The sequence below is a fragment of the Collinsella sp. 4_8_47FAA genome (genome assembly GCF_000763055.1).
Lineage (GTDB): Bacteria > Actinomycetota > Coriobacteriia > Coriobacteriales > Coriobacteriaceae > Collinsella.
Genome location: NZ_KN214135.1, coordinates 638,644 through 650,656, shown reverse-complemented (window position 1 = coordinate 650,656; position 12,013 = coordinate 638,644). Strand labels below are relative to the sequence as shown.

Here is a 12,013-nt window from a genome sequence, read left to right as displayed (position 1 = left end):
TATACAAAACTTGTCAAGTATCAAGTTGAAATTACCGTTCACCGAAGTTTTTCTACCGCTCTAGTAATACTTGTTCAAACAACTAGCCAAATAGCGTATTGTTCAAATCAGCAAAAGGGGCAAAGTCCCCGAGCCAATCTCCGAAGGCGGCGGCAAAGGGTGCCGCCACGGTGTGAAAGGGTGGATTGTAATGAAGAACGAAATGAGCAGAAGGCAGTTCCTGGGCTTTGCTGGTTCCGCGGCTGCAGTTCTTGGTCTGGGCCTCGTGGGTTGCGGTGGTTCTGCCGGCTCCGGCTCCTCTGCTTCTGGTGACGCTGCCGAGGTCTACTTCCTCCAATTCAAGCCCGAGGTCGACAAGGAGTGGAAGGAGATCGCCAAGGCCTATAAGAAGGAGAAGGGCGTCGAGGTCAAGATCGTGACCGCCGCTTCCAACACCTACGAGGAGAAGCTTAAGTCCGAGATGTCCAAGAGCTCCGCTCCGACCCTGTTCCAGGTCAACGGCCCCACCGGTCTTAAGAACTGGAAGGATTACTGCGCCGACCTGTCCGATACCAAGCTCCGCGGTGAGCTCATTGACGACTCCCTGGCTCTGCAGTCCGACGGCAAGGATGTGTGCATCGACTGGGTCCAGGAGAGCTTCGGCATCATCTACAACAAGCAGCTGCTCGAGAAGGCTGGCTACAAGGCCGAGGACATCAACTCCTTCGACAAGCTGAAGGCTTGTGCCGACGACATCCAGGCCCGCAAGGACGAGCTTGGTGTCGAGGGTGCCTTCACTTCCGCCGGCATGGACGACTCCTCCAGCTGGCGCTACACCACCCACCTTGCCAACATGCCGCTCTACTACGAGTTTGAGAAGGAGCACAACCAGGAGGACGACGAGATCAAGGGTGAGTTCCTCGACAACTACAAGCAGATCTTCGACCTGTACATCACCGACTCCACCTGCGATCCTTCGCAGCTTGCTTCCAAGACCGGCGACGACGCCACCAACGAGTTCGCAACCGGCAAGGCCGTCTTCTACCAGAACGGCTCTTGGGCCTACTCTGACCTCGTCAAGGCCGGCATGACCGACGATCAGATTGGCATGATGCCGATCTACATCGGTGTTGACGGCGAGGAGAACCAGGGCCTGTGCTCCGGCGGCGAGAACTACTGGTGCGTCAGTTCCCAGGCTTCCGAGGATGCCCAGAAGGCCACCGAGGACTTCATGTATTGGTGCGTCACCGCTGACACCCCGACCAGCATCATCGCCGACAAGATGGGCCTGACCGCTCCGTTCAAGAGCGCCAAGGAGACCACCAACGTCTTCTCGCAGCAGGCCGTTGCCATGGCCAAGGACGGCAAGAAGACCGTCGCTTGGGACTTCGTCTACATTCCCTCCGAGGAGTGGAAGAAGAACCTCAAGCAGGCTCTGATTGCCTACGCTGCCGATAACAGCAAGTGGGACGGCGTCAAGAACGCCTTCGTCGATGGCTGGAAGACCGAGAAGGCCGCTTCCGAGTAAGCAGTTGCTGCCCAAGCTATCTGATTAGCGACAGGGGGCGGGCAGACGTTGGTTTGCCCGCCCCCTGCATATTGAAAGGACCCTTTTATGGGCAAAGCACTCAAGCGCTGGTGGCCGCTCTTTATGCTGCCCACGTGCCTGGCGTTTATGATCGGGTTCGTGATCCCTTTTATCCAGGGCTTCTATCTCTCGTTCTGCCAGTTTATTATCATTAGTAACGCGCACTTTGTCGGTATCGAGAACTACGTGCGCGCGCTGTCCGATCCGCAGTTCTCCACGTCGTTCTTCTTTACCGTGGCGTTTGCCTTCCTGTCGACGGTGCTCATCAACGTGATCGCCCTGGCCATTGCGCAGGCGCTCACCCGCAAGGCGCTCAAAGGCACCAACATCTTCCGTACGATCTTCTTTATGCCTAACCTGATCGGCGGCATCGTGCTGGGCTACATTTGGCAGATTCTGATCAACTGCCTGCTCTCCAACGTGGGCGCCCAGCTCATCGCTCTTAACTCTGCTGCTGGCTTCTGGGGCCTTATCATCCTGACCCTGTGGCAGCAGGTCGGCTACATGATGATCATCTACATCGCTGGTCTGCAGTCCATTCCGTCCGACTACATCGAGGCCGCCAAGGTCGACGGCGCTACGGCATGGCAGACGTTTTGGAAGGTTAAGATCCCTAACCTGATGCCGACCATCACCATCTGCCTGTTCCTGTCCATCACCAACGGCTTTAAGCTGTTCGACCAGAACCTCGCCCTTACCGGCGGCGCCCCCGCGCACTCCACCGAGATGCTCGCCCTGAACATCTACAACACGTTCTATTCGCGTGCCGGTATCGCATGGCAGGGCATTGGTCAGGCCAAGGCGGTTATCTTCTGCATCCTGGTCGTGGCCATCTCCATGATCCAGCTTAAGGCCACGAGGTCCAAGGAGGTGCAGCAGTAATGAAACGCGATAAGGTTATCAACCGCGCGCTCTCGATTTTCTTTACGATCCTGTCGCTCGCGTGGATCTACCCCGTGTTCATGATTGCGCTTAATTCTTTTAAGAAAGCGACCGCAATCAGCACCACCACGGCATTCGATCTGCTCACGCCCGAGACGTTCAACGGCCTCGCAAACTACATGCACGCCCTTAACGAGCAGGGCTTTGCCTCGGCATTTATGTACTCGCTCATCATCACGGTCACGTCGGTCGTGCTGATCTTGGTGTGCTGCTCCATGTGCGCTTGGTACGTGGTTCGTGTCAACAACAAGATCTCGAACTTCTTCTATTACCTGTTCGTGTTCTCGATGGTCGTGCCGTTCCAGATGCTCATGTTCACGCTGTCCAATTTGGCGGACCGCATCGGCTTTAATACGCCGTTCAACATCTGCTTTATCTATCTGGGCTTTGGCGCGGGCCTGGCGGTCTTTATGTTCGCCGGTTTTGTAAAGAACATCCCGCTCGAGATCGAGGAGGCGGCCATGATTGATGGCTGCAACCCGGTCCAGGTGTTCTTTAAGATCGTCCTTCCCATCATGAAGCCCACCTATCTTTCGGTCGGCATCCTCGAGACCATGTGGGTCTGGAACGACTATCTGCTGCCCTACCTTACGCTCGACTCCACCAAGTACAAGACCATTCCTATCTTGATCCAGTACTTCCGCGGCGGCTACGGCCACGTCGAGCTCGGCCCCATGATGGCCTGCATCATGATGGTCGTTATCCCCATCGTTATCATGTACATCCTCTGTCAGAAGTACATCATCGACGGCGTGGTGGCAGGTGCCGTCAAGGGCTGATGCCGTAACTGTTTTGCAAGTTTCTGCGGCGCCCCTCAGCGCGGCGCCGCATATCGAAAGGTAGAGACATGGCCGAGATCGTTCTCAAACATGTTCAGAAGGTGTATCCCAACAACGAGTCAAAAAAGAAGGGCTTCTTTGGCAAAAAGAAGAAGACCGAGGAGAAGAAGCACAACCTCAAGGTTACCGAGGACGGTGTGCTCGCTGTAGAGGACTTCAACCTCACCGTTCACGACCAGGAGTTCGTCGTCCTCGTTGGCCCCTCTGGCTGCGGTAAGTCCACGACGATGCGCATGGTCGCCGGCCTGGAGGACATTACCTCGGGCGATGTGCTCATCGACGGCAAGCGTGTCAACGACGTGGCGCCCAAGGACCGCGACATCGCCATGGTGTTCCAGAGCTACGCTCTGTACCCCAATATGACGGTGTACGAGAACATGGCATTTACGCTCGAGCTCAAGAAGGTTCCCAAGGACGAGATCGACCGCAAGGTTCGCTCTGCTGCCGAGATTCTGGGCATTACCGAGTACCTCGACCGTAAGCCCAAGGCGCTCTCCGGCGGCCAGCGCCAGCGTGTCGCTATCGGCCGCGCCATCGTGCGTGACCCCAAGGTCTTCCTGATGGACGAGCCGCTGTCCAACCTGGACGCCAAGCTTCGTAACCAGATGCGTGCCGAGCTCATTAAGCTGCGCCACGAGATCAAGGGCACGTTCATTTATGTTACTCACGACCAGACCGAGGCCATGACCCTTGGCGACCGTATCGTGGTCATGAAGGACGGCGTCGTCCAGCAGATCGCCACGCCGCAGGAGGTCTTCAACCATCCCGCGAACATCTTCGTCGCCGGCTTCATCGGCGTGCCGCAGATGAACTTCTTCGATGCCCAGCTGGTGCGCTCGGGCAACGGCTTTACCGTCAAGACCGAGGATATGAACGTGGCACTCGCCCCCGAGACTTGCGCTCAACTTGCCCTCAACTGGGACGGCGGCGACGTGAAGGAGATTACGGCCGGCGTGCGTCCCGAGCAGATCCTGCTTGCCGACAAGGGCGAGGAGGGCGCGCTCCAGGGTACCGTCGAGGTGACCGAGCTCATGGGCTCGACCGAGCATGTCCACGTGACCGCTCCCGACGGCCAGTTTGTCCTGATTATCCCCGTCGTCGACCTCGAGGCCAAGGGCGCGCTCAAGGCTGGCGACACCATCTGGTTCAAGTTTGAGAAGAACGCGACCCACCTCTTCGATAAGGTCTCTGGCAAGAACCTTATCTAGGCCTGGTGCATCCGGGCCCTCCCTTTGGGCGACTGCGGTATTGCCATCCTTTTGCCGCGGTCACATATAAGGCTCCCCTCCCGTCCACTGGGCGAGAGGGGAGCCTTTCTTTGTGTTGGGGCTGTCTGACCGGTCGTTTGTCTCGATCTGTAACGGGTGAGGCTGATTTCGGACGTTAGATGTTACAGATCGAGACGGTTCCGCTGAGCTAACCATTTCATCTAAATCTGTAACACCAAAGGTGAATTTCAGCTGCTAGATGTTACAGATCGAGATAAACCCAAGGGGAGGGGCCGGTATGTCTCAATCTGTAACAGCTGGGGCCGTTTTTACCGAGTAGCTGTTACAGATCGAGATTGTTTGGTCGAGTCGGGTCACAGGGTAGCGTGCGGGCACAAAAAGCGGAGCCGCGTTGCCACGACTCCGTTTCTCAAGAGGATGGGTAAGGGAAGCGAAATTAGCTCAGGTGCCAAATCTCGTCGTTGTACTGGGAGATCGTGCGGTCAGACGAGAAGGTGCCGGCGTTGGCGATATTGATGAGCGTCTTGCGCATCCAGGCGTCCTGGTCCTCGTAGTCGGCCAACACGCGCTCCTTGGTCTGGATGTACTCCTCGATGTCGAGCAGGGCCATAAACCAGTCCTTGCCCTTAATGTCATCGTGCAGGCGCTGCAGGCGCTCGGCGTTGCCGGTCGCCATAAAGGCCGGGTTGGTGATGAAGTCCACCAGCAGTTTAATGCCGGGCTTGCGGTAGAGCACACCGGCGTCATAGGCGCCGTCGGCATAGAGCTGCTCGACCTGTTTGGACGAGGCACCAAAGGTATAGATATTCTCGTCGCCCACGAGCTCGGCAATCTCCACGTTGGCGCCGTCAAGCGTGCACAGGGTTAGGGCGCCGTTGAGCATGAACTTCATGTTGGAGGTGCCGCTCGCCTCCTTGGAGGCCAGGCTGATCTGCTCGGAGATATCAGCGGCGGGGATCACGCGCTCGGCGGCGGTGACGTTGTAGTTCTCGATCATGACAACCTGCAGGTAGGGAGCCACGTCGGGGTCGTTTGCAATCCACTGCGACAGCGTCAGAATCAGATGGATGATGTCCTGCGCGATAGTGTAGGCAGGTGCCGCCTTGCCGCCAAAGATGATGGTGACGGGGTGCTTAGGTCTGTTGCCGTTCTTGATATCGAGGTACTTCCAGATGATGTAGAGCGCGAGCATCTGCTGACGCTTGTACTCGTGGATGCGCTTGACCTGGACGTCGATGATGGCGTTGGAGGGAATGGTCACGCCCTGCTCGAGCGCCATGAACTGGCGCATGATGGTTTTGGCTTCGGCCTTGGTGGCGGCCAGGCGCTCAAGAACGTCCTTGTCGTCAGCGAACTTGGCGAGTTTGCTCAGATCGCCGGTGCTGCGCCAGTCGGTGCCGATCACATCGTCGAGCAGGCTGGCGAGCGCGGGGTTGGCCCCATGGATCCAGCGGCGGAAGGTGATGCCGTTGGTCTTGTTGGAGAACTTCTTGGGATAGATCTCGTAGAACGGATGAAGCTCGGTGTCCTCCAGGATCTTGGTATGGAGGGCGGCTACTCCGTTGATGGAGAAGCCAAAGTGGATGTCCATGTGGGCCATGTGGACGGTATCGTGTTCGTCGATGATGGCGACGCGCGGGTCATCGTGCTCGGCTTTCGCGATCTCATCGAGCTTGACGATAATGTCGGCGATGGCAGGGGAGACCTTCTGCAGGCTGGCGAGCGGCCACTTCTCGAGCGCCTCGGCAAGAATCGTGTGGTTAGTGTAGGCGACCATGGAGCGTACGATGGTCACGGCCTCGTCAAACTCGATGCCATGCTCGGTGGTGAGCAAGCGAATGAGCTCGGGGATGACCATGGTGGGGTGCGTGTCGTTAATCTGGACCACGGCGTAGTCGGCCAGATCGTGCAGGTTGCTGCCGCGCTCGATGGCCTCGTCGATCAGGAGCTGGGCGGCGTTGCTTACCATGAAGTATTCCTGGTAGATGCGAAGCAGGCGGCCCTGCTCGTCGGAATCGTCGGGGTAGAGGAACAAGGTGAGGTTCTTGGCGATCTCGGTCTTGTCGAAGTTGATGGAACTGCCGGGGACCAGGCCGTCGTCGACGCTCGCCAGGTCGAACAGGCGGAGGCGGTTCTTGTTGGGCTGGCCGTAACCGGGCACATCGATGTTGACGAGCTTGGAGGTAACGGCAAAATCGCCGAACTCGACGGTGTAGGAGCGGTCATCGTCGACCAGGATGTCCTGCTCACCGAGCCACTCGTCGGGGACGGCCTTCTGCTGGTTGTCGACAAAGCGCTGACGGAACAGACCGTAGTGATAGTTGAGGCCCACGCCATCGCCGGTCAAGCCCAGCGTGGCGATGGAATCCAGGAAGCATGCGGCCAAGCGGCCCAGGCCGCCGTTGCCGAGTGACGGCTCGACCTCGAATTCCTCGATCTTGTTGAGGTCGTGGCCTGCGGCGGTGAGCTGGTCCTTAACCTCGTCGTAGATGCCGAGGTCGATCATGTTGTTGATGAGCAGCTTGCCGATCAAAAATTCGGCGGAAATGTAATAGAGCTTTTTCTTGCCGTTGTTGAGCGGGCAGGTGGCGGAGCGCTCCTGCACGAGTTTGACCAGCAGCTTGTAAATGCGACGGTCGTCGAGCTGCTCGAGCGAGGTGCCAAAAGACTGCTCGGCGAGTTCCATGAGGTTAATTTGGGGCATGTTTTCTCCTGTGATGGGTTGTTTCATGTCTGCAATTCATAAGAAGCCCGCGCGAGGGGATTGGGGTGGCCTCGCGCGGGAAAAGCAAGCGCGTCCGCACGGTGGGGAGGGGCCGGGCGCGGTAGCTCCTATTGAGGAAGCTCGATTTCGGCTTCCGACGGGATGCGGAAGTAGGTCTCGGTCCAGTCGGTGAGTTTGTGCTCGAGCTCGCGGGTGATGGCGCCGTCGAGCATGCGCCAGGTCCAGTTGCCGCCCAGCGTGGCAGGGGTGTTGATGCGCGCCTCGTTGCCCAAGTTGAGCAGGTCCTGCATGGTGTAGATGCACGTGTCGCTCACGCTGGCTGCGATGGTTCGGTTGAGTGCGTCGGTGATAGGTTCGCCGGCCTGCTGATGGGTGTACAGGGCTGCCTGCTCGCGCTGACGCGGGGTGGCCGTTCCCTCAAACCAACCGCGCGCCGTCTCGTTGTCGTGGGTGCCCACATAGGCGACGGTGTTGGCGATGTAGTTATGCGGCAGGTAGTACGAGTTGGTGCCCTCAAAGGCAAACTGCAGGATCTTCATGCCGGGGAAGCCCGAGTTGTCGCGCATGTCGATGACGCCGGGGGTGAGGAAGCCCAGGTCCTCGGCGATGATGGGCAGCGTGCCGAGCTTTTCCTCGAGCGTCTTGAAGAACTTGAGGCCGGGACCCTGCGTCCACGAACCGTAGGACGAATCGGGCGAGGAGAACGGCACCTCCCAATAGGCCTCGAAGCCGCGGAAGTGATCCAGGCGGATGACATCGTACATGTCGAGGGCGGCGCGGATGCGGCCCTCCCACCAGGAGAAACCGTCGGCCTCCATGGCGTCCCAGTCATAGATGGGATTGCCCCAGTACTGGCCGGTGGCAGAGAACTGGTCGGGCGGCGTGCCAGCGACACTCACAGGATTACCGGCGGCGTCGATCTTAAAGAGCTCGGGCGTGGCCCACATCTCGACGGAGTCGCGCGAGACATAGATGGGCAGGTCGCCGATGATGAGGATGTCGCGCTCGTTGGCATAGGCCTTGAGGCGGCTCCACTGACGATCGAAGAAGTACTGCGTCATCTGGTGGTAGAGCATGCGCGCGGGATGGGCGGCACAGACCTTGGCGGAAGCCTCGCCGCGGGTACGGAGCTCCGCGGGCCACTCCCAAAACGCCTTGAGACCGCACTCCTCTTTGACGGTCATGAACTCACAGTAGGGGATGAGCCAGTCCTCGTTGGCCTGGATAAAGTCATCGAAATCGGCCGGCTTGTCGGCAGCAAAGCGCTCGGCGGCGCGGTCGAGAATCTGACGGCGACCGCTAAAAATCGCGCCATAGTCGACGTTGTTGGGGTCGGAGCCCAGATACACACCGTCGATATCGCGCTGTTCCAGATAGCCGGCCTCGATAAGCTCGGCAAAGTCGATGAAGTTGGGGTTGCCCGCACGGGCCGAGAACGACTGATAGGGCGAGTCGCCATAGCTCGTCGTCGTAAGGGGCAGAATCTGCCAGTAATGTTGTTTGCACGAGGCGAGGAAATCGACAAAGTCGTAGGCATTCCAGCCAAAGCCGCCGATACCGTACGGTCCGGGCAGAGACGAGATGGGCATGAGAACACCGCTTGCACGCTCCATGGATGTGCTCACCGTCCTTTTGAATAAGGGGCTGCGCCGTAGATGGATAGACGGCTCGTCCCGAGTTTCCATTTCTATTGTCCCTATTGTAGAACATGTTGTTTAAACATGTATAGAGAGAATGAAAAAGTTGCCGACTTTCGGTGAATGGTAGTGCGCCATAGACGATATGAGTTGAACATTGGGAGCTCCTCCCCTTGCGGCTCTTTTGTGGTCGGGCGACAATGGTCGTCGTCATTAAAGACCGGCTGCCAGCCAGGTTGCAACAATGCAAGAAGGGTTCACATTCAGTTGGCCGTTGACACAAACAATCGCGCGAAGACCTCGTCTTCTTCGGTAAGTCCAGGCGCGGCAAGACGCGCATGGCAGTCGCCCTCACGATGCGCGCGGTCGCCGCGGACATGTCGGTCAGGTTCTGGCAGACCGCGCAGCTGGTTCTCGAGCTCGGCAACGCGAAGCGCAAGGGAACGCTGTCGAAACTGTTGAACGACGTGTCGCCCGCGAGGCTGCTCGTGCTCGACGAGTTCGTCTACGTCCCCTGCGACGTAGACGGTGCGAGGGTTCTCTACCAGGTCATTTCCGTCCATGTAGTGCTCGTAGGCCGCGGCGTCGTCGGGCTCGTCGAAGGAGAGGGACTCCGTCCAGTCCCAGTAGGCCCCCGTCCAGGCGCCCCTGCGCCTGCCGGCCGGCGTCGTCTCGTCGAAGACGAGGCCGTGGCGCAGCAGGAACTTCGACATCCGCTGCTTGGCGTGTTGCAGGTCGTCGCGCGCGTCCTCGAGGGCGCTCGTCGGGGACCCACACCTCGACGACGTTGCGGCGCGCCAGCATGCGTGCCAGCCACTCGGCGTCGCGGCGGTCGTTCTTGCGGCCGCGGTCGGCCGCGGGCCGGTGCATCTTCGGGACCGCCCCGACGACGCAGCCGAGGCCGAGGGCCCGCAGCGCGCGGCCGCGGTTGATGGTACGACCATTGTCGCCCGACCCACGAGAGAGCTGCAAGGGGAGAGGCCCCAATGTTCAACTCATATCGTCTGTTGTGCCAGAGTCGCTCGGGAAAGCGCGACCGACGCAGCGCGCTGTTTTCCAGTCACATCCAGTTCGGGTTGATTTCGGCATGCGATAAGAAACTGGATTTGAATTTCGACTCGAAAGATGGGCAATGCTGATGAGAAACGCTTGGAGTTCGGGATTGCGCGGCGTGAAGCGACCCTCTTCTTATCGAGTTCGTTACAATGTAGGAAAAACAGTAAGTAAGAAGACCTCTGATTGCTTTAGGAGGAGCTGTGGTGAATAGCGCCCAGAAGATCGATAAGTCCATCCAGAAGATGATGACTCTCGGAAGAAGGCTTGGGATTCTGTTTACGGCGCTGTTTATAGCGGTGTGTTGCTGTTCGGTGGTGGTGGTTATTTCCATTGGGCTTATGGCTGCTCAAGGAAACCTATATGATCCATCAAAGACGGTTTCCGTAGTGGTTCCTTTGATGTATCTTCTGATTTCCGGAGGGGCCACATGGACCCTGCGGGGAATCAGCATGGACATGGCTCATGGCGAATCGCCCTTTACCCTTTCGCATGCTCGAAGAATCTCGATTATCGGGTGGCTGTTTGTTGCAGCAGCAATAGGTGACCTCTTGTTTTCTCCGGGGTTTCTTTCGATAGTGATTGGCCCCTTCGACTTGCTGGGGAACGCCTATTCGATGTTTGAAAACCTGGCCCTGCCCATAGATATTGGTGCTGTGCTGGGGGCCGTTTGCTGCTTCTCGATTTCTGCGATATGGCGCTACGGAGCTCTGCTTCAAGACCAGACCGAGGATTTGGTGTGAGGGGCGGCATGGACTATCTGATTATTGAGCTTGAAAGCTTATTGCTTCGACGCGGAAAGACGAGTACGGATATCATTCGGGCGACCGGGCACACACCGGCAAGTATCTCAAAAATACGAAATGGCAAGGTGAAGGCAATTAGGTTAAAGACATTGCTGGATATTTGCGTAGAGCTTGATTGCCAGCCTGGCGATCTTATTAAGCGCGTCAACGAAAGAGAACTTGAGGAACTGGCGACGCGGCGCGCCCGCAACGCGCTGAGCAGGGCGACCGCGACGGGTGATGACCCGGTCCTGGAGTCAGATCATGTTTACGTGGTCGATCTTAGAGACGACTGAGGCTGGAGAATAAAAAAGTATTGAGCAGGTGCAGCCCGTGAAAACAACGGTTTTCACGGGCTGTTCATTCAACGTCCTGCAGTGGCCTGTATTTCTCGCCGCGTCACTGGGGAACGAGAGAGTCATTTCCTGTGCTGGATGCAGGGGGGTGCTTACCTTGTGTAATATATAAATAAGCTTATATTGAAATATGACACATATCGAATTAGAATAACATTATCAATTCGGTATGCAAGGAAAGGAGGGAGAGATGGATTGGATTAACGAGCCGGAGGAAGGCGTTGCACCCGCGTGCGGCAACTGCTTCTTCTACGCGCACGGGGGATGCACGAAGAGGTGCCCCAATCAGTCCTGCACGTTCCGTTTCTAGGGGGCAGAGATGAACTGGCTTTCTACCGCGAAAGGAGGGGAATGAAATGGAATGGATTACCGAGCCGTCAGCCGGGGCTGAGCCCATGTGCAACAATTGCTTCTTTTACGCGCACGGCAGCTGCAGCACCAAGTGTTCTTCACAGGAGTGCACTATCCGCTTTTAGCGGATAGTGCACGCCGTACGGAGTGCACTATCCGCTTTTAGCGGATAGTGCACGCCGTACGGCGTGCACAGACTGTTCAAAGATATTTTGGCCAGCAGCGCCTGAGGGGCGATGTGGCATTGCAATATGGGGGGGCGAACCGACGTTACCTATAACCCCGCACAATTGCCATGTCGTCCCTTTTTATTGACGGGGAGGATGTCGTCCATGCGGGAAGTCCCAGTTGAATTGCGTGCCATATCCAAGAGATATGGCGGGTTTGAAGCGGTTAAATCAGTCTCGTTCTCTTTAATGGAAGGCGAGCTGTGTGCACTCATTGGGGAGAATGGTGCCGGCAAGAGCACGTTAATTCGATTGATCACGGGGCTTTCGGAGCCATCGTCAGGAACGATCTCGATGTTTGG

The 12,013-nt window shown here is 57.7% G+C and carries 10 protein-coding genes; 8 read left to right on the top strand and 2 right to left on the bottom strand.

Features of this window, described 5'->3' with window-relative positions; all coding sequences use genetic code 11:
- Nucleotides 1–190: 190 nt before the first annotated feature.
- The 4 genes from HMPREF9463_RS06280 to HMPREF9463_RS06265 all read left to right on the top strand — a co-directional run bounded on the left by HMPREF9463_RS06280 (nt 191) and on the right by HMPREF9463_RS06265 (nt 4,556).
- The gene (locus HMPREF9463_RS06280) at nt 191–1,507 is read left to right on the top strand and encodes an ABC transporter substrate-binding protein (protein ID WP_006235863.1); all 1,317 of its coding nucleotides are present in this window, start codon (nt 191–193) and stop codon (nt 1,505–1,507) included.
- A gap of 87 nt (nt 1,508–1,594) precedes the next feature.
- The gene (locus tag HMPREF9463_RS06275) at nt 1,595–2,449 is read left to right on the top strand and encodes a carbohydrate ABC transporter permease (protein WP_006235864.1); all 855 of its coding nucleotides are present in this window, start codon (nt 1,595–1,597) and stop codon (nt 2,447–2,449) included.
- A complete protein-coding gene (locus HMPREF9463_RS06270) occupies nt 2,449–3,288 on the top strand; it encodes a carbohydrate ABC transporter permease (RefSeq protein ID WP_022095055.1) in 840 nt (279 codons plus the stop codon). The genes HMPREF9463_RS06275 and HMPREF9463_RS06270 overlap by 1 nt, the downstream gene beginning before the upstream one ends.
- Before the next feature lie 68 nt (nt 3,289–3,356).
- On the top strand, nt 3,357–4,556 hold the full coding sequence (locus HMPREF9463_RS06265; protein WP_035137764.1) for an ABC transporter ATP-binding protein: 1,200 nt from the start codon (nt 3,357–3,359) through the stop codon (nt 4,554–4,556).
- A gap of 457 nt (nt 4,557–5,013) precedes the next feature.
- On the opposite strand, the gene glgP is transcribed toward HMPREF9463_RS06265, so the two are convergent.
- Nucleotides 5,014–7,281, bottom strand: coding sequence for a glycogen/starch/alpha-glucan family phosphorylase (gene glgP / locus HMPREF9463_RS06260; RefSeq protein ID WP_035137763.1), 2,268 nt, complete (start codon nt 7,279–7,281; stop codon nt 5,014–5,016).
- A 128-nt stretch (nt 7,282–7,409) separates the two neighbouring features.
- Nucleotides 7,410–8,987 (bottom strand): 4-alpha-glucanotransferase, encoded by a 1,578-nt coding sequence (gene malQ, locus HMPREF9463_RS06255; protein ID WP_255360340.1) that lies wholly within the window; start codon nt 8,985–8,987, stop codon nt 7,410–7,412.
- 290 nt (nt 8,988–9,277) lie between these two features.
- Between malQ and HMPREF9463_RS11590 the strand changes: the two genes are divergently transcribed.
- The 4 genes from HMPREF9463_RS11590 to HMPREF9463_RS11585 form a co-directional block, all read left to right on the top strand.
- Nucleotides 9,278–9,871, top strand: coding sequence for an ATP-binding protein (locus HMPREF9463_RS11590; protein WP_084591805.1), 594 nt, complete (start codon nt 9,278–9,280; stop codon nt 9,869–9,871).
- 327 nt (nt 9,872–10,198) lie between these two features.
- Nucleotides 10,199–10,735 carry a hypothetical protein gene (locus tag HMPREF9463_RS06245; RefSeq protein ID WP_035137761.1) on the top strand — a complete coding sequence of 179 codons (537 nt, stop codon included), beginning with the start codon at nt 10,199–10,201 and terminating at the stop codon, nt 10,733–10,735.
- A gap of 8 nt (nt 10,736–10,743) precedes the next feature.
- Nucleotides 10,744–11,073, top strand: coding sequence for a helix-turn-helix domain-containing protein (locus HMPREF9463_RS10460; RefSeq protein WP_052044110.1), 330 nt, complete (start codon nt 10,744–10,746; stop codon nt 11,071–11,073).
- A 647-nt stretch (nt 11,074–11,720) separates the two neighbouring features.
- Nucleotides 11,721–12,013: ATP-binding cassette domain-containing protein (locus HMPREF9463_RS11585; RefSeq protein ID WP_198019940.1), on the top strand; the 293-nt coding region annotated here is incomplete at its 3' end.